28 protein-coding genes are annotated in these 21,635 nt (G+C 64.2%); 15 read left to right on the plus strand and 13 right to left on the minus strand.

The window, feature by feature from the left end:
• Nucleotides 1–53: 53 nt before the first annotated feature.
• The 5 genes from BDK88_RS04975 to BDK88_RS04995 all read right to left on the minus strand — a co-directional run bounded on the left by BDK88_RS04975 (nucleotide 54) and on the right by BDK88_RS04995 (nucleotide 3,635).
• Nucleotides 54–1,298, minus strand: a complete 1,245-nt coding sequence (locus BDK88_RS04975; protein WP_130499426.1) for an aminotransferase class V-fold PLP-dependent enzyme — start codon at nucleotides 1,296–1,298, stop codon at nucleotides 54–56.
• Between the two features lie 364 nt (nucleotides 1,299–1,662).
• Complete coding sequence (locus BDK88_RS04980; protein ID WP_130499427.1) at nucleotides 1,663–2,517, minus strand: sensor domain-containing protein; 855 nt, start codon at nucleotides 2,515–2,517, stop codon at nucleotides 1,663–1,665.
• A gap of 5 nt (nucleotides 2,518–2,522) precedes the next feature.
• Nucleotides 2,523–2,867 carry a DUF7521 family protein gene (locus tag BDK88_RS04985; protein ID WP_130499428.1) on the minus strand — a complete coding sequence of 115 codons (345 nt, stop codon included), beginning with the start codon at nucleotides 2,865–2,867 and terminating at the stop codon, nucleotides 2,523–2,525.
• Nucleotides 2,868–2,970: 103 nt separating this feature from the next.
• Complete coding sequence (locus tag BDK88_RS04990) at nucleotides 2,971–3,288, minus strand: hypothetical protein (protein WP_130499429.1); 318 nt, start codon at nucleotides 3,286–3,288, stop codon at nucleotides 2,971–2,973.
• 5 nt (nucleotides 3,289–3,293) lie between these two features.
• Nucleotides 3,294–3,635 carry an ArsR/SmtB family transcription factor gene (locus BDK88_RS04995; RefSeq protein ID WP_092936036.1) on the minus strand — a complete coding sequence of 114 codons (342 nt, stop codon included), beginning with the start codon at nucleotides 3,633–3,635 and terminating at the stop codon, nucleotides 3,294–3,296.
• A 102-nt stretch (nucleotides 3,636–3,737) separates the two neighbouring features.
• Between BDK88_RS04995 and BDK88_RS05000 the strand changes: the two genes are divergently transcribed.
• Together BDK88_RS05000 and BDK88_RS05005 are read left to right on the plus strand one after the other, a co-directional pair.
• Complete coding sequence (locus tag BDK88_RS05000; RefSeq protein ID WP_130499430.1) at nucleotides 3,738–4,715, plus strand: ABC transporter ATP-binding protein; 978 nt, start codon at nucleotides 3,738–3,740, stop codon at nucleotides 4,713–4,715.
• A complete protein-coding gene (locus BDK88_RS05005) occupies nucleotides 4,712–5,587 on the plus strand; it encodes an ABC transporter permease subunit (RefSeq protein ID WP_130499431.1) in 876 nt (291 codons plus the stop codon). The genes BDK88_RS05000 and BDK88_RS05005 overlap by 4 nt, the downstream gene beginning before the upstream one ends.
• A 57-nt stretch (nucleotides 5,588–5,644) precedes the next feature.
• Here the strand turns inward: BDK88_RS05005 and BDK88_RS05010 are convergent, their stop codons facing one another.
• The 3 genes from BDK88_RS05010 to BDK88_RS05020 are packed head-to-tail and all read right to left on the minus strand — an operon-like array spanning nucleotide 5,645 to nucleotide 8,627.
• Entirely contained in the window at nucleotides 5,645–5,935 is a 291-nt protein-coding gene (locus BDK88_RS05010) for a DUF424 domain-containing protein (protein WP_130499432.1), read from the minus strand.
• Nucleotides 5,936–5,938: 3 nt separating this feature from the next.
• The gene (locus tag BDK88_RS05015) at nucleotides 5,939–6,880 is read right to left on the minus strand and encodes a tetratricopeptide repeat protein (protein WP_130499433.1); all 942 of its coding nucleotides are present in this window, start codon (nucleotides 6,878–6,880) and stop codon (nucleotides 5,939–5,941) included.
• Between the two features lie 43 nt (nucleotides 6,881–6,923).
• On the minus strand, nucleotides 6,924–8,627 hold the full coding sequence (locus BDK88_RS05020; protein WP_130499434.1) for a hydroxysqualene dehydroxylase: 1,704 nt from the start codon (nucleotides 8,625–8,627) through the stop codon (nucleotides 6,924–6,926).
• 97 nt (nucleotides 8,628–8,724) lie between these two features.
• On the opposite strand from BDK88_RS05020, the gene thpR reads away from it, so the two are divergent.
• From thpR to BDK88_RS05045, 5 genes are all read left to right on the plus strand, one after another.
• Nucleotides 8,725–9,282, plus strand: a complete 558-nt coding sequence (gene thpR / locus BDK88_RS05025) for an RNA 2',3'-cyclic phosphodiesterase (RefSeq protein ID WP_130499435.1) — start codon at nucleotides 8,725–8,727, stop codon at nucleotides 9,280–9,282.
• A gap of 132 nt (nucleotides 9,283–9,414) precedes the next feature.
• Nucleotides 9,415–10,386: a hypothetical protein gene (locus BDK88_RS05030; protein WP_130499436.1), complete on the plus strand. Its 972-nt coding sequence runs from the start codon at nucleotides 9,415–9,417 to the stop codon at nucleotides 10,384–10,386.
• 148 nt (nucleotides 10,387–10,534) lie between these two features.
• The gene (locus BDK88_RS05035; RefSeq protein WP_008013763.1) at nucleotides 10,535–10,687 is read left to right on the plus strand and encodes a 50S ribosomal protein L39e; all 153 of its coding nucleotides are present in this window, start codon (nucleotides 10,535–10,537) and stop codon (nucleotides 10,685–10,687) included.
• A gap of 2 nt (nucleotides 10,688–10,689) precedes the next feature.
• Nucleotides 10,690–10,968: a 50S ribosomal protein L31e gene (locus tag BDK88_RS05040; RefSeq protein ID WP_008013765.1), complete on the plus strand. Its 279-nt coding sequence runs from the start codon at nucleotides 10,690–10,692 to the stop codon at nucleotides 10,966–10,968.
• A 2-nt stretch (nucleotides 10,969–10,970) separates the two neighbouring features.
• Nucleotides 10,971–11,636, plus strand: a complete 666-nt coding sequence (locus tag BDK88_RS05045; protein WP_130499437.1) for a translation initiation factor IF-6 — start codon at nucleotides 10,971–10,973, stop codon at nucleotides 11,634–11,636.
• Between the two features lie 52 nt (nucleotides 11,637–11,688).
• Here the strand turns inward: BDK88_RS05045 and BDK88_RS05050 are convergent, their stop codons facing one another.
• On the minus strand, nucleotides 11,689–12,000 hold the full coding sequence (locus tag BDK88_RS05050; protein ID WP_130499438.1) for an ASCH domain-containing protein: 312 nt from the start codon (nucleotides 11,998–12,000) through the stop codon (nucleotides 11,689–11,691).
• Nucleotides 12,001–12,128: 128 nt separating this feature from the next.
• Here BDK88_RS05050 and rpl18a point away from each other — a divergent pair, with 128 nt between their 5' ends.
• From rpl18a to BDK88_RS05070, 4 genes are all read left to right on the plus strand, one after another.
• A complete protein-coding gene (gene rpl18a / locus BDK88_RS05055; RefSeq protein ID WP_008013772.1) occupies nucleotides 12,129–12,305 on the plus strand; it encodes a 50S ribosomal protein L18Ae in 177 nt (58 codons plus the stop codon).
• Nucleotides 12,302–12,751 carry a prefoldin subunit alpha gene (gene pfdA / locus BDK88_RS05060; RefSeq protein WP_092933360.1) on the plus strand — a complete coding sequence of 150 codons (450 nt, stop codon included), beginning with the start codon at nucleotides 12,302–12,304 and terminating at the stop codon, nucleotides 12,749–12,751. The genes rpl18a and pfdA overlap by 4 nt, the downstream gene beginning before the upstream one ends.
• A 24-nt stretch (nucleotides 12,752–12,775) precedes the next feature.
• The gene (ftsY, locus tag BDK88_RS05065; RefSeq protein WP_130499439.1) at nucleotides 12,776–14,332 is read left to right on the plus strand and encodes a signal recognition particle-docking protein FtsY; all 1,557 of its coding nucleotides are present in this window, start codon (nucleotides 12,776–12,778) and stop codon (nucleotides 14,330–14,332) included.
• A gap of 80 nt (nucleotides 14,333–14,412) precedes the next feature.
• Nucleotides 14,413–15,039: a hypothetical protein gene (locus tag BDK88_RS05070; protein ID WP_130499440.1), complete on the plus strand. Its 627-nt coding sequence runs from the start codon at nucleotides 14,413–14,415 to the stop codon at nucleotides 15,037–15,039.
• A 14-nt stretch (nucleotides 15,040–15,053) separates the two neighbouring features.
• On the opposite strand, the gene BDK88_RS05075 is transcribed toward BDK88_RS05070, so the two are convergent.
• On the minus strand, nucleotides 15,054–16,013 hold the full coding sequence (locus tag BDK88_RS05075) for an AEC family transporter (RefSeq protein ID WP_130499441.1): 960 nt from the start codon (nucleotides 16,011–16,013) through the stop codon (nucleotides 15,054–15,056).
• Between the two features lie 276 nt (nucleotides 16,014–16,289).
• Between BDK88_RS05075 and BDK88_RS05080 the strand changes: the two genes are divergently transcribed.
• Entirely contained in the window at nucleotides 16,290–16,817 is a 528-nt protein-coding gene (locus BDK88_RS05080; protein WP_130499807.1) for a hypothetical protein, read from the plus strand.
• A 281-nt stretch (nucleotides 16,818–17,098) separates the two neighbouring features.
• Here the strand turns inward: BDK88_RS05080 and BDK88_RS05085 are convergent, their stop codons facing one another.
• Nucleotides 17,099–17,785: a haloacid dehalogenase type II gene (locus tag BDK88_RS05085; RefSeq protein ID WP_130499442.1), complete on the minus strand. Its 687-nt coding sequence runs from the start codon at nucleotides 17,783–17,785 to the stop codon at nucleotides 17,099–17,101.
• A gap of 125 nt (nucleotides 17,786–17,910) precedes the next feature.
• On the opposite strand from BDK88_RS05085, the gene thiE reads away from it, so the two are divergent.
• The 3 genes from thiE to BDK88_RS05100 all read left to right on the plus strand — a co-directional run bounded on the left by thiE (nucleotide 17,911) and on the right by BDK88_RS05100 (nucleotide 19,765).
• Nucleotides 17,911–18,576, plus strand: a complete 666-nt coding sequence (thiE, locus tag BDK88_RS05090; protein ID WP_130499443.1) for a thiamine phosphate synthase — start codon at nucleotides 17,911–17,913, stop codon at nucleotides 18,574–18,576.
• The gene (gene thiM, locus BDK88_RS05095) at nucleotides 18,573–19,403 is read left to right on the plus strand and encodes a hydroxyethylthiazole kinase (RefSeq protein WP_130499444.1); all 831 of its coding nucleotides are present in this window, start codon (nucleotides 18,573–18,575) and stop codon (nucleotides 19,401–19,403) included. Before thiE ends, thiM begins: the two co-directional genes overlap by 4 nt.
• Nucleotides 19,404–19,492: 89 nt before the next feature.
• On the plus strand, nucleotides 19,493–19,765 hold the full coding sequence (locus tag BDK88_RS05100; RefSeq protein ID WP_130499445.1) for a DUF7553 family protein: 273 nt from the start codon (nucleotides 19,493–19,495) through the stop codon (nucleotides 19,763–19,765).
• 79 nt (nucleotides 19,766–19,844) lie between these two features.
• Here the strand turns inward: BDK88_RS05100 and BDK88_RS05105 are convergent, their stop codons facing one another.
• Together BDK88_RS05105 and BDK88_RS05110 are read right to left on the minus strand one after the other, a co-directional pair.
• Nucleotides 19,845–20,480: a rubrerythrin family protein gene (locus tag BDK88_RS05105; RefSeq protein WP_130499446.1), complete on the minus strand. Its 636-nt coding sequence runs from the start codon at nucleotides 20,478–20,480 to the stop codon at nucleotides 19,845–19,847.
• A 197-nt stretch (nucleotides 20,481–20,677) separates the two neighbouring features.
• Complete coding sequence (locus BDK88_RS05110; RefSeq protein ID WP_130499447.1) at nucleotides 20,678–21,535, minus strand: sulfurtransferase; 858 nt, start codon at nucleotides 21,533–21,535, stop codon at nucleotides 20,678–20,680.
• Nucleotides 21,536–21,635: the final 100 nt, after the last annotated feature.

Here is a 21,635-nt window from a genome sequence, read left to right on the forward strand (position 1 = left end):
CCGCTATTCGGTTTGCTTGGGCTGTCCAAAGCCGCAGATATTGGTGGCGGAGCCTACGCGAACAGCGCGCGAGCGTCGTCCAGCGCGTCGATCAGCTTGTCGATTTCCTCGCGCGTGTTGTACACGTAGAAGGACGCGCGAGTCGAGGCGGGCACGCCCAGTTTGTCGTGCAGCGGCTGCGTACAGTGATCGCCTGCCCGCACGGCGACCGTGTGGTCGTTCAGGATCGACGTCAGGTCGTGGGCGTGGACACCCTCGAGGTTGAAACTGACCAGTCCGCCGCGGTCGGCACCGCCTTCGGGGCCGTAGATCTCGACGTCACCTTCGGCCGCGAGTTGGTCGTAGGCGTAGGCAGCGAGTTCCTCCTCGTGGGCCTGCACCCGTTCCATACCGAGGTCCTCGAGCCAGTCGATCGCGGCATGGAGGCCGACAGCTTCGGCGATCGGCGGCGTGCCGGGCTCGAACTTCCAGGGGAGCTCACCCCACGTCGAGTCCTCGAAAGTGACCTTCCGGATCATACCGCCGCCGTAGAGGTACGGCTCCAGCTCCTCGAGCAGCGACTGCTTGCCGTAGAGGACGCCGATCCCGGTGGGCCCGGCCATCTTGTGGCCGGAGAAGGCATAGAAGTCGGCGTCGATCTCGCTGACGTCGACGGGCCGGTTGGGGACCGCCTGTGCGCCGTCGATAAAGGAGAGCGCACCGTGTTCGTGGGCGAGGGCCGTGAGTTCGCCGACCGGGTTGACGGTGCCGAGCGTGTTCGAGACGTGAACGGCGGAGACGAGCGCGGTGTCGTCGCCGATCAGGTCGCGAGCGTGGTCCATATCGAGGCGGCCGGTCTCGTCGACGCGGATGTACTCGACGTTCGCACCCGTTCGCTTGGCGATCTGTTGCCACGTGACCAGCGAGGCGTGGTGTTCCATCTCCGTGAGGACGACCTCGTCGCCGGGGCCGAGTTCGTTCAGTCCCCACGAGTACGCGATCAGGTTCTCGCTTTCGGTCGTGTTCTTCGTGAAGACGATCTCCTCGCGCCCGGCAGCGCCGATGAAGTCGGCGACGCGGTCGTGGGCCTCCTCATAGGCGACCGAGGCCTCTTGGCTCAGGTGGTGAATGCCACGGTGGACGTTGGCGTTCGACTCCCGGTAGTAGTCGCTCATCGCGTCGACGACGGGATCGGGCGTCTGGGTCGTCGCCGCGTTGTCGAGGTAGACGACCTGCTGGCCGTCGAACTCCCGCTCGAGAATGGGGAACTCCTCGCGGATCGCCTCGACGTCGAGTGACTCGAGGTTCTGTTGACTCATTGGTGTCTAGGATGGACCGCACACAAAACACTCCTTCGGTTCAGCGAACTTCGTTTTCCGGAGTCGAAACGAATCGGCCGCTCGTGTCGCTATGGTCGTGCGGGTCTCGGTGCCGGGCCGATCGGATACGGGCACGGAATGTGAGAACTGCACTGCAGTGGGAAAGTGAAAGGGGGGAGTGGGATGGGTGGTCGGAAGGCAGACGGCAAGAGAAGTGGGGGTGGGGGTACGGTAGGAGACTCCCCTGCCGCAGTCCAGCCTTGGTGCCACTCGGGGAAACCAGTATCTCCAAATAAATTTGGACCCGGTGCCGCCATCGCGTGGCTGCAGTTGCCGCGAGACGTTGGGTGGATGTACCGACGACCTACAGTTCGGGCGGCTCGCTTACGATCGACGGCTGTGCGTTCCGAAGCAGGAGGTCCGCGTACCGTGCGAGGAGCCATGCAGCAGCGTTGAACAGGTGTAAGACGACGAGTCCGACCACGACGCCGAACGCGGAGACGGCAAGTGCCGTCGGAAGCGAATCGACGTACAGCGAGATCAGTTCGCCGTCGGCGATCGAGAGCGTGATCGGGGCAATATCGATGATCCAGCCGTCGTGTTGGTATGTGAGCTCGGGGACGAATTTGATCGGATCGCCGAGGTGAATGCCGACCAGCTGGTTTTGATAGTGAAGTGGTGCCGCAATCAGTGCGTACGTAACCGTCCCACCGAGGACGAGGACAATGAACGAAGCCATCCCGAGTACGAACTTGCTGAATAGGTACCCGACGCCTTTCCACGTACTGCGATCGGTGACGACTCTTGTTGCCCACTCACGGAGGCCGGTGGCCGGATCGGCCGTCGAGATGTCGGTTCCCAGCAGTCGATCGGCAAGTCGGCGCTCGAGTGCGCTCAACTCGATCGCAGCGACCAGGGTACAGAACGCGACCGGAATCCCGAGACACACGATGACGAGCGCGATCGGGATCCCGGCGATCAGGAGCGCGACCGGGTCGTTTCTGGCGATTTGGATGAGCGAAAACAAGAGCCCGAACGGGATCGCAAAGCCGGTCACGAGGACGGTAAAGTAGCCGATCCCGAGTGGAAAGGAGAGAAAGAGGTACCCCATGTTGGTGTACGTCTGTTTCCGAGCAGCGACGCCGATGAACCAGCGGATGACGGCGCGAGCACGCTCGAGAGCGGTTCCGTCTGTCGAGAGTGGTGATGACGTAGACATGGGTGTCAGGTGGGCCTCCGAAATGAGCGAACGATCGCGACGAGACCGAGCAGATGACAGGCGGTGACGACCAGTAACACCACCGCGTCGGTTGCGTCGGTCATCCGATCAATCGTATGCGAGAGCACGAACGGCACTACCGTGAGGAAGGCGACGCCGATCGCCAGAAACAGCATGGGCTGGCTGTTGTTGCGAGTGTAGCCCCGATAGGCAGTCCACGCCACGACGGTCCCGAGGACGGCACTCGCCATGCCGACGAAGAAAATCGTCGTCGACTCGTCGAGGCCGAGTACCGTCGTCTCGAGCGAGGTGCCGATAGCGAGCCCTGCGGTGTCGAACTGTGCGCTCATCGCACCCACCTCTGACGAGCGGCCCGTCTAGTGTCGAACTGGGCGGGTGGCATACGTCTCGTGGGTGTCGTGGTCGTGAGCGTCGTGGACGGCTGTGGACAGTTCACGGACGGCCGTAGACGATATAGAGGATCGCCACGAGTCCAGCGATCTCGCTCGCAGTCGCGAGGACGGTTGTCGTCAGCGAGGCTGCGCCAAACAGCGTCGGGAGCAGGAATCGAACGACCGTCGGCACTGCGGCCAGCAGTGCGATCCCGAGTGCGAGCCAGAGCAATGGCGGCCGGCGGGCGGCCCGGTAGCCGTCGTAGGCCCGTTTTGCGATCCAACAGGCCAGCACGAACGCGACGGCTTGGCCGATGAAGACGGCGATCGCGATCGTCGTTGCCCCACCAGTGCTGGTCAGAAGCGGAACTCCGTCCATCGTGATCACAGATCCTCGAACAACCGGGTGAACCGGTCGGCAGGGTCCTCGTCGCGGCGGTACACATCCATCTCCATCGAGCCCTCGGCGATCTCGATCGCCACGCGCTCGAGTCGCGTGCTGTAGGTTTTGTAATGGTGTCCATCGGGATCGAGCTCCTGGTACTCGTCGAGAAAACCCTGTGCTGTGAGCCGGTCGATCCGCCGGTAGATCGTCGGCGGCGACGCGTCACAGCACTCGGTGAGGCGCTCGACGGACATCGGTTCCTCGCTTGCCGCGATGAGGATACGCCGGGCATACTCGTCATCGAGTAACGCCAGCAGTTCTTGCTCCTCATCGTCGGGCATTCGGTTGTTCGTATGACAGGTAGATATAAAAGAACCCACAGTTTCTGTCCCTGAAAGCGTGCACGCCGGATTATACACGCGACTGATGTAGCGATGATCGAGATGTCCGCGATCGAAACGAGCGGCTTGACGAAAGCGTATGGCGACCTCACCGCCGTCGACGACCTCGACCTCGTGGTCGAGGAGGGTGAGGTGTTCGGCTTTCTCGGCCCGAACGGGGCCGGGAAGTCGACGACAATCAACATGCTGCTTGATTTCACGCGCCCGACGGCGGGCTCGGCCACGGTACTGGGGTACGACGCTCAGGCCGAAGCCGACGCGATCAGTCCCCGCGTCGGCGTCCTCCCCGAGGGGTTCGACATTTACCCACGACTCTCGGGCCGCCGACACATTGAGTTCGCGATCAAGACGAAAGGTGCCACCGACGACCCCGACGAGATTCTCGAGCGGGCCGGGCTCTCGGCCGACGACGCCGCGCGGCCGGCCGGTGACTACTCGAAAGGGATGCGCCAGCGCCTCGCAACCGGTATCGCGCTGGTCGGCGATCCCGACTTGCTGATCATGGACGAGCCCTCGAGCGGGCTCGATCCCAACGGTATCAGCGAAATGCAGGAGCTCGTCCGCAGTGAGGCCGAACGCGGGACGACCGTCTTCTTCTCGAGTCACATCTTAGAGCACGTGGAGGCGGTCTGTGACCGCGTCGGCGTCTTGAACGAGGGCGAACTCGTCGCCGTCGACACGATCGAGGGGCTCCGCGAGCAGTTCGGCGGCGGCGCGACAATGACGCTTACGCTCGCCGGTCCCGCTGCCGAGGTCCAAGCAGTCGCCGACGAGTTGCAGGGCGTTACCGACGTCACTGCGTCGGGGCGGACCCTCGAGTGTACGATCGCCGATCCGGCCGCGAAGGCGCGGCTGGTGACCGAACTCGCCGACGCCGGCGCGACGATTCGAGATCTGCGGATCGAGGAGGTGTCGCTCGACTCGCTGTTTACGGCGCTAACCAACGGCGACGTAGATGGCTCGAAGACACAGGCCGAACCAGACGATGCGATCGCGATGGAATCGGAGGTGGCACGATGACCTCGCATATCCCGACTGTCGCTCGCAAGGAGTTCGACGATGCCGGTCGGTCGAAACTCCTCTGGTCGCTGATCGGGCTGCTCGTTGGGATCGTCGTCATCGGTTACGTCGCGATCTGGCAGACGGTCGACGACACCACTGCGGCCGAGGTGCTCAGCTTCCTCGGGGTCCCGCTGCAAGTGATCTTGCCGGTCGCCGCGCTGATCGCCGGCTACATGGCCGTCGTCGGTGAGCGCCGCTCGGGGAGCATCAAGATCCTGCTGGGCCTGCCGCCAAACCGGACCGACGTCGTCTTCGGTAAGCTACTCGGGCGCATGGGCGTCGTCGGGCTGGCCGTCGGCCTCGCGTTCCTCGTCTCGCTGGTCCTCGGGGCTGTCCTCTTCGGCTCGGTCCCGTTCGTCGACTGGCTCGGCTTCGCCGCCGTCTCGCTGCTGTTCGGACTGATGTTCGTCGGGCTGGCCGTCGGCGTCTCCGCCAGCGTTTCCACACGCGGGAAGTCGATGGCAATCGTCGTCGGGCTCTACATGGTGTTTGTCGCACTGTGGGAACTGCTCACCGCCGGCCCCTATTACCTCATCTACGACGAATCCGTCCCTGTCGAAGCTGAGACGTGGTATCTGGTCCTCGAGCAGTTCAACCCGCTCTTCGCGTACTCCAACCTCGCCAGTGCCATCCTCGAGAACTCGGTCTATCCCTTCCGGTTCCAGTATGGCCTTCAGGAGATGCAAGCCGCTGGGATGACGCCGGCCGAACGCTATCCGGGCGATGCGCCGTTTTATCTGCAAGACTGGTTCGGCGTCATCGTCATGCTGTGCTGGCTGATCGTCCCCGTCGCGATCGGCTACTTCCGGTTCAAGCGAACGGACCTGTAGCCCTCTCGAGCGACCCACAAATAGCAGTTTCCGCTGGCGTTTCCACGCCAATCGCGCCTACATCCACAACAGCTGTGCGTGCAGCGTTGAGCCGACCTCGAGGACGTTCCCCTCGTCGACGAACCCCTCCTCGACGGCGAGTTCGACAGCCCGGGTGCCGACGATGTTGGCGACATCTGCCTGCGCGAGGCTCTCGACGACTGCGCCTTCCTCGACCGCGTCGCCGCCGTAGAACTCTTCGGTGACGGTCAGCGAGAGGTCGCCTTCCTCGAAGGTCTCGCCGAGGACATCCTCATCGCAGACGGCGACCAGGAGCCCTTCCTGGGTCTGTCGTTCGTTGACGATCATTCGTTACTCGAGTTCCCACTCGCGGTCATCGTCCTCGCGCTCGTCGGCGTCGCCGCCGAGCCCGCCAAGTCCGAGGTCGTCGAGATCGATGTCTCCCTGTCGTTGTGGTGGCTGACGGCCCACACCGCGACCGCCGCGTCCAGCGCCAGCACCGGCTCCGCGACCGGCACCACCGCCAGCGCCGCCCGGTCCTTGCCCGTACTGCTGCTCGTGGTCGTCGATCATCTCCTGTTCGGCCTGCTCGCGCATTTGGTTTGCCTCCTCGGCGAGCTCTTCGGCCTGATCGTACTCGCCGAGTTCTTCGAGGATCTCGGCCTTTTCTTCGATCACCTTGGCGTTGCGCAGCCCCAGTCGGATCGCGTTATCGATGCAGTTGAGCGCCTCCTCGGCCAGCCCGCGCTCCGAGAGGAAGAAGGCACGGTTGAACCAGCCGGCGGCGAATCGCTCGTCGATCTCGACGGCGCGTTCGGCGTGCTCGAGCGCTTCGGAGGTCTCGCCGAACTCCCAGAGGGCATAGGCGAGATTCGTTTCGGCGGTCGCGGCGTGTTCGCTCGCGTCGTCGATCCGCAGCGCCTCGCGGTGGGCCCCGATCGCCTCGTCCCACTCCTCGAGTTCGCCGTGGGCGACGCCTTTGTTCACCCAGGCCTCCTGTGCGAGTTTGTCGTCGTCGGCGAAGCGGGCAGTCCGCTCGAAGGCTTCGGTGGCCTGCTCGTAGCGGTTGATCTGCATGTAGTTCAGGCCGACATCGAGCAGTTCCTTGGCGTCGACGTCGTCTTTGGCGATGTTGTGCTCGTCTAACGTGTCGGTGACGACGCGGGAGTCGACCGGGTCGACCTTCGCCGGGTCGACGCCCAGCTCCGGCGGATCCAGATCGAACTCCTCGTACGGATCGCCAAAGCCCTCTCCCTCGGAGAAGCGATGGTCGCGCTCGTCTCGGTCAGTCATTGGTTGTATGTGGCAGCGACGACTGTTAAGGGCTGCGACCCGGCTACCAACGGCGTTCCGTCTGCATCATCCCTGGCGCTTGCACACGGCCGCCGAGGCGTCTAGTGACGTCCCGAAGCGACTGTGTCACCGCCGCTGGATGGGGCAATCCGAGGCGGTATCGAACCCGGTCCTGTCGCTTGAGCGGCTCGAACACCGCGGGTTCCTCGAGCTCCCAGATCTGCGCCCGGCCGCGCGCTCCGTGTCGGTCACAGATCGCGTTGGCTGCCCGGCGGCCGGCTTCGTTCGCCGACTCCATCGAGGCCAGATCCGAGTTCGTTCGCACGTAGTCGCTCGCGAGCGTGAGGTTCCTGACCTCGACATCGGCCGGCGGCCGGTTTCGCAGCGATCCGACGGTGTTGATCAACAGCGGCGAGTGGTTCTCAACGCGGTCGGTGCTGGTGTCACTGTCCGTTCGTTGCGTCGCTGCCCCATCGTCGGTCTCGACGACTGCCGGATCGAGAAACCAGTCGACGAGCATGTCGTCGGTCAGGCCCACCCCGGACGCATTGAGGTGGGCTTTCAGTTGCGCCCAGATCTCGTCGGCGATTTCCTCGCGCGTACACGCTCGAGCCGGTTTTTCGTATAGGATTCCCGGCGTGTCCCAGTCGGAGGCGATCACCGAGAGGACGCCCGCGACGTCGTCGGGGCCGTGTTCGTCGAGGTCGTAGCCGGTCCAGAACTCGCGCTGGGCGATCGAGGTCAGCGCCCACGGCGCGTCGGCGTAGACCTGATGGCCACGCGGCAGATCGACGGGCTCGGAGAGATAAAACTGGATGCCGCTCATCCAGGCCGTGTCCAGCCGTTCGATGCGCCCCAGTTCCGGCGCGAGCCGTTGCAGCGCTGGCGTGACGAACTTGGGGGCGACCTCGACCGGCACGGCCAGGACGTACTCGTCGTCGCTGACTGTGTCGCCGTCAGCCAGTACGACGCCGGTGACGTGGGTCCTATCGGACTCGAGTCGCTCGACGGGCGTGTTCAGCCGGCATTCGACGCCAAGCGACTCGAGATGACGGACCCAGGGATCGATCCAGGCATCGTTGGTCGGCGCGTTGAGGATGCGCTCGGTCGGCCGGGTCGGATCGAGCTGGCCGAACAGCAGTTGGAGGTAGATCGTGCCGATCGTCCGGGCGCTTCCGACCTGCGGCCGGAGGGCGACCAGCGCCTGGGTGGCGTAGGCGAGCCGATCGCGAAACGCCTGCGAGCGGTTCTCGGCGTCGATGAACTCCCACCAAGAGATGTCGTCGAGTTCGCCCTCGCGGCGGGCGTCGCAGGCGGTCAGCAGATACAGCAGCCGCTCGAGTAAGAAGCGAACGTCCCCACGGGGCAGGTCCTCGGCAAAGGCCGGGCGCAGTGCCTCGAGCCAGCCGCGGACCGTGTCGGGCGTGCGCGTTTCGGCGATCGTTCCCGGTCCGGCCGTATCCGCGATCAGGGTCGCCTCGGTCTCGACGAGGTTGTCCGCGACGGTGCCATCGCCGTCGGGGATCCGTTCCATCGTGTCGATGACGTGGCGGTAGAACGCTGGGAAGAACCGAAAACCGTGTTCGCCCTGCAGCGCGTCCGGTTCGTCGCTGATCGGTATCGACCGGGCCTTTCCGCCGAAGCGGTCGTTGGCCTCGAGGACGGTCACGTCGAACCCGCGCTCGGCGAGTTCGTGGGCCGCGGTCAGGCCGCCGACTCCGCCACCGATCACGGCAACGTCTGTCATTGCATTCCTCTGTGGTACCGATCTACATAACGGGCGTCCCTAACTACACGGTCCACCGCCCGTCACTATTGAGTACGCTGCCAACGAGGATTCGAGTATGCGACTGTTCGTCAGCGTCGACCTCCCCGACGACTTCGCCGAGCCGGTCGCCGACCTGCAAGCCGAGTTCGCCGAGGCCAGCGGGCTCTCGTTTACCGACCCCGAGCAGGCCCACGTCACGATGAAGTTCCTCGGCGATGTCGATGAGGATCGCCTCGCGGATCTCGAGCGGGCACTCGAGGCAGCCGTCGACGACGCCGGTGTTGACCCCTTTACCGTTCGCTACGGCGGCCTGGGCGTCTTCCCGACCCTCGAGTACATCAGCGTCCTCTGGCTGGGTGTCGAACGAGGCGGCGAGCAACTCACCACGCTCCACGAATCGATCGAAGCCCGGACGACCGACCTGGGATTCGACCCGGAAGACCACGACTTTACGCCCCACGTCACGCTCGCGCGGATGGAACACGCCGGCGGCAAGGAGCTGGTCCAAGAGCTCGTCGAGGAGCGCGATCCGACGATCGGCAAGACACGCGTCGCGGAACTGCGTCTGACCGAGAGTACGCTCACCGACGAGGGACCAGCCTACTCGACGGTCGCGTCGTTCCCCCTCGAGTAGCTGCCGTCGTCCGACCAGCTCCTTTCCGCCGACTGGTCCCTGAACGCTCACTGTAGCCCGTCTATACGGAATATAATCACGAAATACAGAACGAGGAATAATGATCCGGTGTCATGTATCGGCGGTGTGACGATGGCACCCGGCTCCGACGAGTCCTCGTCGAACTCACGCAGCTGGTGGCACGTCTCACGCCGTGAAGCGCTCCGCGATATCTGCGCCGCCGTCGGCGGCGCAGCCCTCGTCTCGCCGGTCGGTGCGTCGGAGACGACCGCCGTCGACCACGGCGGCGACGCAGCCGTTCGCGTTCGGGTCCACCCCGGTGCCGTACCGCTCCAGGCGCGATTGGGAGACGGGCTCGATGCATTGCGTCGCAACTGGCCGGCACCGTTCCGTGACGCGCTGGCGGCCATCGAGGCCGCGTTCGATCAGGTGCTCGCATACGCCCGCGAGCAATCCCGGCTCGAGTCCCTCGAGATCGCCGTCGAGCGCGGGCGTCCGGTTCGGTTTCCGCCGTCCATGCGGTCGCTGTCCCCCAACGCCGTGCTCCCGTCGCTCGAGAGCCTCCTCGACCGATTCCGCGAGCGATTGCGGACTCACGATGTACTCGCCGGCGACACCTGCCACGTGCTGTTACACTGGTCACCGCTGAACTATCGGGTCGGCTACGGCGGCACGCTGTCGCCGAACTCGCTGGTTGGGGCAGGCGATGACGGTGACGCACAGACAGTCGTGAACGTCGGCGCGACGGAACGCTGGGACTCGCGAGCCGTGACGCAGAACATGGCGATCCACGAGACAGTCCACACCTTCCTCTCAGAGCCGATCGTCGAGGAGGTCGTCGGGACACGCTGTGAGCACGCCCTCGGAACGGCAATCCGGACGGCCCCGACCACGCTCGAGATCTCACCGATCGCGACCGCCTACGCCGGTCCGGACCGGATCGGTGCTGGCACTCGCTTTCAGGGCACCGGCTGTTACGATCACGACCGGTTCTCTCGCCATGACGGGACCGACGGTATCGACACCTGGACGTACACGACCGCCCTCAGCGACGCCACCTGTGAGGCCATCACCCGCACCCTCGAGCGCCGCTTCGAGGCCTGATACCCCGCATGGCGTTCGGGCGTCTCGTGTCGACGAGGACGCCGAGACGACCGTGATCACTCGTCGCTCATCGCCGTCGTGAGCGACTGGCGGGGTGCCCTGCGAGATGGACAAGATTTTAAGCCAGCATGGGCTACGTCCGGCCACTATGGGTAAAAAATCGAAGGGCAAGAAGAAGCGGCTTGCCAAACTCGAGAACCAGAACAGCCGGGTGCCGGCCTGGGTCATGATGAAGACAGACATGGACGTCCAGCGCAACCCGAAGCGACGCCACTGGCGGCGAAACGACACTGACGAATAACGATGAGTGCAAGTGATTTCGAGGAACGCGTCGTAACCGTTCCACTGCGTGACGTCAAGAAGGGAGCCAACCACGCGGCCGCCGACTACGCGATGCGGCTGGTCCGTGAACACCTCGCGAAACACTTCGCGGTCGACGAGGACGTCATTCGACTGGACCCCTCGATCAACGAGGCAGTCTGGGAGAACGGCCGCTCCAACCCGCCACGAAAGCTGCGCGTCCGCGCAGCCCGCTTCGACGAAGAGGGTGAAACCGTCGTCGAAGCCGAGGTCGCCGACTAAACTTGCAACGCCTCGCCTTCGCCGGGTCGGCCTACGTCGGCGTCTTCGCCCGCGCGACCGACTCGTGCGTGCTCGTTCGCCCCGACGTCGACGACGACGTCATCGCCGACCTGACAGACGAACTCGAGGTGTCAGCAGTGCCGACGACCGTCGGCGGCTCCTCGACGGTCGGCGCGCTAGCGACGGGTAACGAAAACGGCCTGCTCGTCAGTTCCCGCGTCCTCGAGTACGAACGCGAGACGATCGAGGAGGCAGTCGACGTGCCCGTCGCCGAACTGCCGGGGACAATCAACGCTGCCGGAAACGTCGTCCTCGCGAACGACTATGGGGCCTACGTCCATCCGGACCTGCCCCGCGAGGCGGTCCAGATCGTCACGGACACACTCGACGTGCCCGTCGAACGCGGCGACCTCGCCGGCGTCCGCACCGTCGGTACCGCCGCCGTCGCGAACAACACCGGCGTGCTCTGTCATCCGAAAGCCACCGACGCGGAACTCGACGCGCTCGAGGACGCCCTCGACGTGCGAGCCGACGTCGGCACGGTCAACTACGGCGCGCCGCTGGTCGGCTCCGGCCTGCTCGCCAACGATGCCGGCTATGTCGTCGGCGAGGACACGACCGGACCCGAACTGGGCCGGATCGAAGACGCGCTGGGCTATCTCGACTGAACTGAACCGATCGGTTCTGGACTCGAGTACTGTCTCGGCCGCCGTCGTTCTGTTACTGGCGTTCGAACCGGTGTAACACGACCTCGCTGTCGTCGTCCCACTCGAAGTTCTCGTGGGCGCGCTCGAGGACGTGCTTGTACGCCTCGAGGTCGTCCATCCCTTCGGCCTGTGCGTCTTCGTCGGTCAGATCGCCGAGCGTGCGCTCGCGGACGTCGGTCACTTCGAAGGTCGTTCCGTCGATCGTGAACGTATCACCTTCGTCGGCGTACTGGTTCCCGCGGTGGATCTGTGTCACGTCGCCCTCGAGGGCCTGTGTTTGCATTCGCTCGTTTGGCAACAACTCGCTGGGCTCGCGTTCACTCATGGCTTCGGATTCGGGCCGATGCGGTAAAATCGTTGACCCTCCATTGGTTGTCGGTCCTCGTTCGTGTTAGGTCCGAACGGCCGAACCGGAAGGGAAGATTCTTCCGACTGCCTGCCGGAAGGATAGCTATGAGTCAATTTACGGTCAGTGGTCGGTTCAAGAGCCGCGACGGCTACGCGCCGTTCGAGACGAGCATCGAGGCCGAAAACGAGAACGTCGCCCGCGAACACACGCTCTCCCAGCTCGGGAGCCAGCACGGACTCAAGCGAACCGAAATCAAACTCGACGAGGTATCCGAACAATGAGCCAACAGCAACTTCAGCAGCTCTCCCAGCAGCTTCAGGAACTCGAAGAACAGATCGAAAGCCTCCAGACGAACGTCGAGGCAATCCAGCAGGAAAAAACCGAGGTCGACGAGGCCATCGACGCCGTCGAGACGCTCGAGACCGGCTCGACCGTCCAGATGCCGCTTGGCGGCGGTGCGTACCTCCGTACGACCATCGAGAACATCGACGAAGTGATCGTCGAGCTCGGCGCTGACTACGCCGCGGAGTTCGAGGAAGCCGACGCCGTCGACGCCCTCGAGAACAAGAAAGAGCGCCTTGATGAGCAGATCGACGAGCTCAACGAGGAGATCGCCGAACTCGAGACCGAGAGCAGCGAACTCGAACAGCAGGCCCAGCAGCTCCAGCAGCAGGCGATGCAACAGCAGATGCAGCAGATGGGACAGGGCCAGGGCCCCGACGAGTAACGCGGCGGTCCCCACTCGATACCTATGTTCGATAACCTGAAAGAGAAGCTCGGAAGCTTCCGCGACAGCGCTGAAGAAGCCGCTGAAGAGAACGTCGAGGACGTCGACGAGGCCGACCTCGAGGAAGACGAACTCGAGCCCGTCGAATCGGAGGCGGAGCCCGACGCTGCGGAAGCCACCGATACTACCCCCGACCCGGGGGCCGATGAGCCGGCTGTCCCGGCGACAGCCACGGCCGAGACGGGGACGGAACCGGAACCAGAGCCGACCGAGTCCGCATCTGGGGATGCGGCTGGGTCTGCCGGCGATGAGTCGGCGACTGATTCCGCTCCCGACCGTCTCGAGGCCGACGACGCCGCTTCGGTTTCGGAGACGGCTGGTGACGAGCCCGCAGAGACGGCGACGTCCGACGAGGAACCGGCGGACGAGGGCGACGACGACAGCGGTGGCGGGCTCGGGATCGGTGCCAAGGCACGATCGCTCTTCGGCGGCTCCAGCGGCGACGCTGACGACGAGACCGACGAGGAGTCGGATTCGGACGCGGACGTGGAGACGCCCGACGAGGAAGAGCCAGCACCGTCGCCTGTGGACCCGGTCGAGACGAGCGATGCTCGGGAGTCGACGGGCGATACAGACGAGGCGACCGCCGACACCGACGCCGATGCTGACGCCGACACCGACGCTAACGGCGGAACCGGCTTCGGCGCGAAGGCCAAATCCCTTGTCAAAGGGAAGTTCGTTATCGAGGAGGAGGATCTCGAGGGGCCCTTGCACGAACTCGAGCTGGCGTTGCTCTCGAGCGACGTGGAGATGGGCGTCGCCGAGGAGATCCTCGACAACATCCGCGACGAGCTGGTCGGCGAGACACGGACGTTTACGACCTCGACCGGCGAGGTCGTCGAGGACGCCTTACACGATGCGATCTACGACGTGATCAGCGTCGGACAGTTCGATTTCAACGAGCGGATCGCCATCGAGGACAAGCCCGTGACGATCGTCTTCACCGGCGTCAACGGCGTCGGCAAGACGACGACGATCGCCAAGCTGAGTCGCTACTTCGAGGAACGCGGGTACTCGACGGTGATGGCCAACGGCGACACCTACCGCGCCGGGGCCAACGAACAGATTCAGGAACACGCCGATGCGCTGGAAACGAAGTGTATCAGCCACGAACAGGGTGGCGACCCCGCGGCGGTGCTGTACGACGCCGTCGAGTACGCCGAGGCCAACGAGATCGATATCGTCCTCGGTGATACGGCTGGTCGACTCCACACTGACGAAGGGCTGATGGACCAACTCGAGAAGATCGACCGCGTCGTCGGCCCGGATATGACGCTGTTCGTCGACGAGGCCGTCGCCGGACAGGACGCGGTCAACCGCGCCCGCGAGTTCAACGACGCCGCCGAGATCGACGGGGCAATCCTGACGAAAGCGGACGCCGATTCCAACGGCGGGGCAGCGATTTCGATCGCACACGTCACTGGGAAGCCGATTCTGTTCCTCGGCGTCGGGCAGGGCTACGACGACCTCGAACGGTTCGACCCCGAACAGATGGTCGACCGGCTTCTGGGCGAGGAGTAGGCCTCCGCCCGGCGATCGCCGTTCGTATCAATTGACGACCATTTCAGAAGACACTTATTATCTGTCAGAAACGTCTACGTATGAGCCGCCCTCCCTCCAGGCGTACCCTCCTCGCGTCAGTGACGGCCACGGTGGCGGTTACGACGGGCGGTTTCGAGCGCGGGTCGAACGCCACGGAGACACCGTCACTCGAGTCTGGAACCGTGTCCCCCGACTGGTATGAGTGCAACTCGGTTGTGCGTCCCGAGCCTCCTGTCTCGACCGACGACGATGCACTCGCGCCCAAACCGTATCCGGCACCGCCGTCGGCGCTCAGTCCCGCCGCAGTTCGCGACCGATCGACCGACTCGTCACTGAGAGACGAGACGGTCGCGTACGTCACCGAGTTCGAGCGTGCGTATCGGCAGAACGAATTTCTCGCCCGGTATGGCGCGACAACACGAACGTTCGAACTCCGACGGACGGGCTATCGAACGCGGACGCTCGGCTCATCGTCGAACCCGGCGATCATGGTGGCGATCCGCTACGATCTCCGGTTGGGGTCCCAGCAGTCAGCCACCGACCCACGCGACCAGTGGGACGTCCACACCGTCTACTACGTCGACGAGCACATCGTTCTCCGGGCACGATACCACGGCGTCGCTGGTGACCTGTCGTTCGAACCCGATCCGCGAACGCACGGCGAACTCGTCGCCTGTTTCGGCTGACAACGCTGACTCGGTCAGATAACGACGCCGGATTGCAGGATCGCAATGAGGAGTGTCAGCGCCGGGATCGAAAGCAGGGTCGTGAGAAATACACACGTCGAGACGTATTCGGAGACGAGTACCCCATCGGTGCGGGTGCTGCCTGCGAACTCGATGACGAGGATCAGCGGTGTCACGGCCGCGGGCATTGCGGTCTCGAGGACGAACACGCGCGCGACGGTCGGTTGCTCAAAGCCAAGCACAAGCGCGATTCCAAGGCCGACGATGGGTGCGACGCCCATCTTGAGCGCCGTCGCGGGCCAGGCTCGCGAGACCGCTGCGGCGGTATCGGTGCGTGCGAGCTGGATGCCCAGAATGAGCAACATGAGTGGAATCGCGGCGTCGCCGACAAGTTGGAGCGTCTCCATCGTTGCCGTCTCCTCGGGCGGGACCAGATTCAGTGCCCGCGCGAGCAGCGCCGCGCCGACGGCGTAGACCAGCGGAATGTAGAACACTCGACGGACGCCCGCAAGCCCGGCCGACCCGCTACTCCGGGAGGCGAGGTAGACGCCGACGGTGTACATCAACACCGACTGGACCGAGAGAAAGAGGACGGCCGTCCCGCGTCCGAGGTCGCCGAACGCGAAATCGGAGACGGGAATGCCGAGGTTCCCCGAGTTACAGAAGATCGCGACCAGTACCAGTGCGCTCAGTGCCGGCTCTTCCTCGCCGACGGCGCGCCCGACGAGTTCGGCGATCCCCCACATCACCGCGGTGAACGCGACGATGCCGATCGTAACCCGCAGGAGCGTCGCCGCCTCGAGTTGCGTGGTGGCGAGGCTGTGAAAGACCAGCGCGGGTGCCAGTACGTAGACGACAGCCGTGTTCAGCGGCTCCGGATCGATCTCCTTGACGGTTGCGAGTACGTAGCCGACACCCGCAATGGCGATGATCGGCCCGATTGCAGAGCCGAAGATACCGACCAGATCAGCCATCGATCGAGGTCCGGCAGTCACGTCGTGACGTTCGATTGCGGAGACTTATCGGCCGTGAGACGATCGCACTTTGCATGACGGAGCGATATACTGGTTGCGGCCGATATGGGGGTTCCGATCGCGTTTTCGTCTCGATGCACCGTCCCGTCCGTTCTTCTGACAGTGCGGCTCTATCGAATCCGATTTGATCACCATGCATTGGACGGGGATTGGGCTATTTATACTGACGTTGAGCGTCGTACGATGGCACAAGATGCGCATATCTCCCGGCGGCGGATGCTTCAGCTGACAGGTGTCGCGGCGTCGACAGCGCTTGTCGCCGGTTGCGGTGGTGGTGGTGGTGGGAATGGCGGAAATGGCGGTAACGGCGGTGGTGGTGGCATAGAGATCGAGCCCGGTACAGCGATCGAATTCGATGGGCAGACGTCCGGGTGGGAAGGGCTTGCACCCTCGGCGATCGAGGGCGAGGTGAACCCGACGCTGATTCTCCAAGAAGGAGAAACGTACGAGATCGGCTGGACGACTGGTGACGGTGCCGAGCACAATATCGAAATCCGTGATGAAAACGACGAAGTCATCGACGACCTCGCGACGGAGGTCGTCACTGAACCCCAAGACCAGTGGCTCGAGTTCGAGGCCAGCCCCGAGATGGTTACGTACATCTGTCAGGTCCATCCAACGACGATGATCGGTGATCTGCAAGTCGAAAGCGGCGGCGGTGGCGGCGGTGGCGGCGGGAATGAAACCGGAAACGAAACTGAAAACGAAACTGGAAACGAGACCGGCGGAAACACGACCGGCTAACAACTGCGACTTTCGCAGCTCGTGGCAGTTTCGGGGTGACGCTACGGACTCAGCGTGCCCTCCTCGAGATACGAAAGCCGAGAGCGACGATATTGTGTTGCCGGATCGACCCCTCACTGCGTGTGACCTGCCGTCGTTCTTTAAGTGCCTCTGGTCACAAGGTGAAGATACGACGGGAGAACGGATCCTTCTCGGACAGCTTCGACCGCAGAGCATTGCTTCTCGGCGACGTCGTTCAAAACCGGCTTCCCTCGTGTGGTCAGGGGACAGACTGTCAGTGGCTACGATAACCGATCCGCCAGATCATCGAGTCCGTCGGCGATCAGATCGGGGTCTGCGCCGAAGGGGTCCCACGGCGTTGCCTTTCGGTCGAGCCAGACGCCTTGCATACCGGCATGGATCGCTCCCTGTACGTCGAACCACAGCGCCGAGACGTGGGCGAGTTCGTCGATCGGCGTCCCCGTCCGACCGGCGGCGTGGCGGTAGAGATCGGGATCGGGTTTGAACGTCTCGAGTTCGTCGGCGCTGATCGTATCGACGACGAGATCCGCGATGCCGGCGTGGTCGACCATCGAATCGAGCATCTCTGGATTGCCGTTTGAGAGGACGTATGTGTCGTAGCCGGCTTCGTGCAACCGCTCGATGCTCGTTCGCACGTCGTCGAAGACCTCGAGTTCGTGGTACACTTCGAGGATTGCCTCGCGGTCGGCGGCGGACACGTCGAGCCCGTGGGCCGCGAGCGCGTAGGCGAGCGCGTCCCGATTGATCTCGTAGAACGTCTCGTAGTCCTCGAGGTGGTTCGCGACGAGCGTATACTGCATCGAGCGCTCCCGCCACGTCTGCGAGATCGGTGTTGGGTCGTCGATGTCGGCGTGTTCCGTGAGCGCGGCTGCGGTTGCATCGACGTCGACGAGCGTGCTGTAGGAGTCGAACGTGACCGTCGTGGTGCGGTCGGGATCGAACGCCATGGCGGCAGTATGTTGGGGAGTGGCAAGAACGTGGGCCGTTCGTTCTGTCGTCAAACCGGTCGACCGAGAGTCTGATCGCCGGATCGACCGAAGCCGCTTAGTACGACCACCGACTGGTATCGTGCGTGAATTCCTCGAATTGGCGGACCTACCTCGTGACGCAGGCGTCGCTGTCGGGCGATCGGACGACGCCGGAGATCGTTCGTGCGGCCATCGACGGCGGGATCGACGCCGTCCAGTTGCGCGAAAAGGAGACGAGCGCTCGCTCGCGATACGAACTCGGCCGCGAGTTGCGCGAACTCACGGCTGCGGCGGGTGTCGATTTGATCGTCAACGACCGGATCGACATCGCACAGGCGATCGACGCCGACGGTGTCCACGTCGGCCAGTCGGACCTGCCGGTCGAGGCCGCCCGCGACTTGCTCGGCCCGGACGCGATCGTCGGCTGTTCGGCGTCGACAGTTGCCGCCGCTCGAGCAGCGGAAGCCGACGGGGCGGACTATCTCGGCGTCGGAGCCGTCTACGGCACGTCCTCGAAGGACGTCGACGACGCGAAGGATGGCGTCGGCCCGGAGCGGATCGCCGCGATCGCCGATGCGGTCTCGATCCCGATCGTCGGCATCGGCGGGATTACGGCCGACAACGCGGAGGCAGTCGTCGAGGCGGGTGCGTCCGGCGTTGCCGTCGTCAGCGAGATCACGGCGGCCTCACAGCCCCGTGTCGCGACCGAGACGCTCACTGATGTCATCGAAACTACAAAGTCGGTTGCTACCGGAGAACACGGACGATGAGTGTAACCGACATCGCCGCCGCCGACCTCACGGACTCGATCCGGACGGTTCGCGGGACCGAACCGCTCGTTCAGTCGTTGACCAACACGGTGACGATCAACGACGTCGCGAACGTGATCCTCCACTGGGGTGGGCTGCCGGTGATGGCCGATTCGCCCGGTGACGCTGGCGAAATGGCCGCTCTCTCGAGTGCCCTTCTGATCAATACCGGCCAGATACCGGACGACCGCGTCGAGGCGATGCACGAAGCCGGCCGGAACGCCAACGAGCGCGACATTCCGGTCATCCTCGACCCGGTCGGCGTCGGGTCGACACCCTCGCGCGAGGCGGTCGCCGAGAGTCTGCTCTCGGAGATCGAGTTCACCGCGATCAAGGGCAACTACGGCGAGATCGCCGCGCTCACGGGCGTCGAAGCTGAGGTCAAGGGCGTCGAATCGGTCGGCGACTACGAGGACATCGAGCGGACGGCCAGTTCGCTCGCCGAATCGACCGACGCACTCGTCGTTGCCTCCGGCGTCGATGACGTCGTCGCGGACGCCGACGGCGCGGTCCGACTCGCTGCCGGCCACGAGATGCTCGGCGAGGTCGTCGGCACCGGCTGCATGCTCGGTGCGACCGTCGCGACCTTCTGTGCCGCCCTCGAGAATCCCCACGAAGCCGCCGTCCACGGTACGCTCGCATTCGGTCTCGCCGGCGAGCTGGCAGGTGAGATGGACCATACGGGGCCGGGCAGCTACCGGACGAACTTCCGCGACGCCGTCGCCGATATGACGGCCGACACCGCCGCCGAGTTCGATCTCGAGGACCAACTCGAGCCAGTGCTCTGAGTGTGAGCCACCCTCGTCTCCGCAGGCGTCGTGTTCTCGAGTCGACAGGTGTTGAAACAGTTTTGACACCTCTGGACGAACTACTTCGTATGGCCCGAGACGAACTCGAGACCGCGGCCGAATCGATCCGACAGGCAGCCGACGCTGCGTCCGACGATGAGGCGCGAGAACGGCTCACGAATCAGGCGGCGAAGTTCGAGGACTACGCCGATGCCGACCGCGGCCCGGACCACGGCCAGCTCGCACGCCACGAACACGTTCTAAACGACATCGCGGACGACGAGGGCGGTGCCGTCGCATCGACTCTCGAGGACGCACTCGAGTCGATCAGTGCGTTCCGGGAGACGGTCGAGGGCGTGTAGGGCACTCGAGGCGGTTCGTGATCGTCCATTGCGACGGTCGAGACGCCAGCTCGAAACCGGAAGTCGGCAATCGAGAGGGTTAGCAGACCGGCTTCGGGTTTGCGCCCATCGCCTCGAGTGACTCGACGTACTCGTCGTAGGCGGCCTCGATCGCGCTCGCTGCGGCGTCCTCGGCACGATCCCAGTCGTCGTCGGTCTCACAGACCGTCTCGAGCAGCGATTTCGCGCGCTCGAGTTGGTCGTCTAAATCCGCGCCGAACTCGCGGAACAGGCTGGCGGTCTGTGGGTCGGCGTCGCCGACGAAGTAGCCGACGACCTGGTTTTTCGACCGCTGGCTCGCGAGGATGCGACCGACGAACGCGCCGACGCGCTCGACAGTGTCGTCGCACTCGCGCAGGTACTCGTGGAGGGTTGGAACCGCGCTGGGTTCGTAGTCGTCGTCGGCGAGTTTCTCGTCGACGGTCTCGTAGTGGTCCCGCTCTTCCTCGGCCGTGGCCTCGAAGGCTGCCTGTGCCTCGTCGTTGCTCTCGTCGTCGGCCCACGCGCTAAACGTCTGCCAGGCGGCGTACTCGGCGTCGGCGGTCGCCTCGAGAACTGGCTCGGTGTCGATGTCTCCGCCAGTGTCGGCGTACAGTGACTTCGAGGAGCCGAGTCGCGAGAGCGCGGTCTGGTTGTCTTCGGTGATGGCCTCGACGAACGTGTCCGGATCAGTCATGGCGAGTGTTTCGGGTGGGCTCGAGTTATGTCTGTCGAGATCATGTGTGACGATCTCTCGCGTGATGGCGAGAGCCGTCGCTCGGTGGGCCGGAAAACGAGCGGCAGTAGCGGCTCATACGAACTCCTGTCAGTCAGTGCCAGCACACTCGCATGACGGGTTGTGAGTGTGCCGGGGCACAGTGACAGCAGACCGTCTCAGTTGCCTTTCTCGATCGGTGCGCTGACGAGGTTGCCCCACTCAGTCCAGGAGCCGTCGTAGTTGACGGTGTCCTCGTAGCCGAGCAGTTCGTGCAGGGCGAACCACGCGACCGACGAGCGCTCGCCGATGCGGCAGTAGGCGACGGTCGTCTCGGTGCCCGTAATGCCTTCCTCGGCGTAGAGTTCCTCGAGTTCGTCGCGGGATTTGAACGTGCCGTCGTCGTCGGTGACGGCGGCCCACGAGATGTTCTTCGCGCCGGGGATGTGGCCGCCACGCTGGGCGGTTTCCTGCAGTCCTGGCGGGGCCAGCACTTCGCCGGAGTACTCCTCGGGCGAGCGGACGTCGACGAGTGGCACGCCGCGCTCGATCGCCTTCTCGACGTCGTCGCGGTAGGCGCGAATGGTCTCGCGCGGTCCGGCGGCGTCGTATTCGGTTTCGGAGAACTCGGGCACCTCGTCGGTGGTCGGATAGTCGTTCTCGAGCCAGTATTCACGGCCACCGTCGAGCAGATAGACGTTCTCGTGGCCGTAGTACTTGAACTGCCAGTAGGCGTAGGCGGCGAACCAGTTTGCGTTGTCACCGTAGAGGACGACTGTATCGTCCTCGCTGATGCCGTGGCTGCCAAGCAGGTCCTCGAAGTCCTCCTTCGTGAGAATGTCGCGGGTGGTCTGGTCTTGCAGTTGGGTTTCCCAGTTGAAGCCGATCGCGCCGGGGGCGTGTGCTTCGTCGTAGGCTTCCGTGTCGACGTCGACCTCGACGAGTCGGTGGTCGGAATCGCCGTCCTGGAAGGCGTCGAGGTGCTCCTCGACCCAGTCAGCCGTGACGAGTGCGTCGGTAGCGTAGTCGTTTGCCATACACAGCCCGTACAACAGTGATACACAAAGGAACTGCCTAACCGGTCAATTCGGACACCGGTCGACCGTGCCGGAAATACTTGCCGATGATTTCCATGCC

It is taken from the genome of Natrinema hispanicum (assembly GCF_004217335.1).
Taxonomy (GTDB): Archaea; Halobacteriota; Halobacteria; order Halobacteriales; family Natrialbaceae; genus Natrinema; species Natrinema hispanicum.

What these genes read in the sequence shown, in the direction of transcription:
- BDK88_RS04975 (WP_130499426.1), bottom strand. Translation starts at nt 1,298, where the DNA reads ATGAGTCAACAGAACCTCGAGTCACTCGACGTCGAGGCGATCCGCGAG.
- BDK88_RS04980 (WP_130499427.1), bottom strand. Translation starts at nt 2,517, where the DNA reads ATGTCTACGTCATCACCACTCTCGACAGACGGAACCGCTCTCGAGCGT.
- BDK88_RS04985 (WP_130499428.1), bottom strand. Translation starts at nt 2,867, where the DNA reads ATGAGCGCACAGTTCGACACCGCAGGGCTCGCTATCGGCACCTCGCTC.
- BDK88_RS04990 (WP_130499429.1), bottom strand. Translation starts at nt 3,288, where the DNA reads ATGGACGGAGTTCCGCTTCTGACCAGCACTGGTGGGGCAACGACGATC.
- BDK88_RS04995 (WP_092936036.1), bottom strand. Translation starts at nt 3,635, where the DNA reads ATGCCCGACGATGAGGAGCAAGAACTGCTGGCGTTACTCGATGACGAG.
- BDK88_RS05000 (WP_130499430.1), top strand. Translation starts at nt 3,738, where the DNA reads ATGTCCGCGATCGAAACGAGCGGCTTGACGAAAGCGTATGGCGACCTC.
- BDK88_RS05005 (WP_130499431.1), top strand. Translation starts at nt 4,712, where the DNA reads ATGACCTCGCATATCCCGACTGTCGCTCGCAAGGAGTTCGACGATGCC.
- BDK88_RS05010 (WP_130499432.1), bottom strand. Translation starts at nt 5,935, where the DNA reads ATGATCGTCAACGAACGACAGACCCAGGAAGGGCTCCTGGTCGCCGTC.
- BDK88_RS05015 (WP_130499433.1), bottom strand. Translation starts at nt 6,880, where the DNA reads ATGACTGACCGAGACGAGCGCGACCATCGCTTCTCCGAGGGAGAGGGC.
- BDK88_RS05020 (WP_130499434.1), bottom strand. Translation starts at nt 8,627, where the DNA reads ATGACAGACGTTGCCGTGATCGGTGGCGGAGTCGGCGGCCTGACCGCG.
- thpR (WP_130499435.1), top strand. Translation starts at nt 8,725, where the DNA reads ATGCGACTGTTCGTCAGCGTCGACCTCCCCGACGACTTCGCCGAGCCG.
- BDK88_RS05030 (WP_130499436.1), top strand. Translation starts at nt 9,415, where the DNA reads ATGGCACCCGGCTCCGACGAGTCCTCGTCGAACTCACGCAGCTGGTGG.
- BDK88_RS05035 (WP_008013763.1), top strand. Translation starts at nt 10,535, where the DNA reads ATGGGTAAAAAATCGAAGGGCAAGAAGAAGCGGCTTGCCAAACTCGAG.
- BDK88_RS05040 (WP_008013765.1), top strand. Translation starts at nt 10,690, where the DNA reads ATGAGTGCAAGTGATTTCGAGGAACGCGTCGTAACCGTTCCACTGCGT.
- BDK88_RS05050 (WP_130499438.1), bottom strand. Translation starts at nt 12,000, where the DNA reads ATGAGTGAACGCGAGCCCAGCGAGTTGTTGCCAAACGAGCGAATGCAA.
- rpl18a (WP_008013772.1), top strand. Translation starts at nt 12,129, where the DNA reads ATGAGTCAATTTACGGTCAGTGGTCGGTTCAAGAGCCGCGACGGCTAC.
- pfdA (WP_092933360.1), top strand. Translation starts at nt 12,302, where the DNA reads ATGAGCCAACAGCAACTTCAGCAGCTCTCCCAGCAGCTTCAGGAACTC.
- ftsY (WP_130499439.1), top strand. Translation starts at nt 12,776, where the DNA reads ATGTTCGATAACCTGAAAGAGAAGCTCGGAAGCTTCCGCGACAGCGCT.
- BDK88_RS05070 (WP_130499440.1), top strand. Translation starts at nt 14,413, where the DNA reads ATGAGCCGCCCTCCCTCCAGGCGTACCCTCCTCGCGTCAGTGACGGCC.
- BDK88_RS05075 (WP_130499441.1), bottom strand. Translation starts at nt 16,013, where the DNA reads ATGGCTGATCTGGTCGGTATCTTCGGCTCTGCAATCGGGCCGATCATC.
- BDK88_RS05080 (WP_130499807.1), top strand. Translation starts at nt 16,290, where the DNA reads ATGCTTCAGCTGACAGGTGTCGCGGCGTCGACAGCGCTTGTCGCCGGT.
- BDK88_RS05085 (WP_130499442.1), bottom strand. Translation starts at nt 17,785, where the DNA reads ATGGCGTTCGATCCCGACCGCACCACGACGGTCACGTTCGACTCCTAC.
- thiM (WP_130499444.1), top strand. Translation starts at nt 18,573, where the DNA reads ATGAGTGTAACCGACATCGCCGCCGCCGACCTCACGGACTCGATCCGG.
- BDK88_RS05100 (WP_130499445.1), top strand. Translation starts at nt 19,493, where the DNA reads ATGGCCCGAGACGAACTCGAGACCGCGGCCGAATCGATCCGACAGGCA.
- BDK88_RS05105 (WP_130499446.1), bottom strand. Translation starts at nt 20,480, where the DNA reads ATGACTGATCCGGACACGTTCGTCGAGGCCATCACCGAAGACAACCAG.
- BDK88_RS05110 (WP_130499447.1), bottom strand. Translation starts at nt 21,535, where the DNA reads ATGGCAAACGACTACGCTACCGACGCACTCGTCACGGCTGACTGGGTC.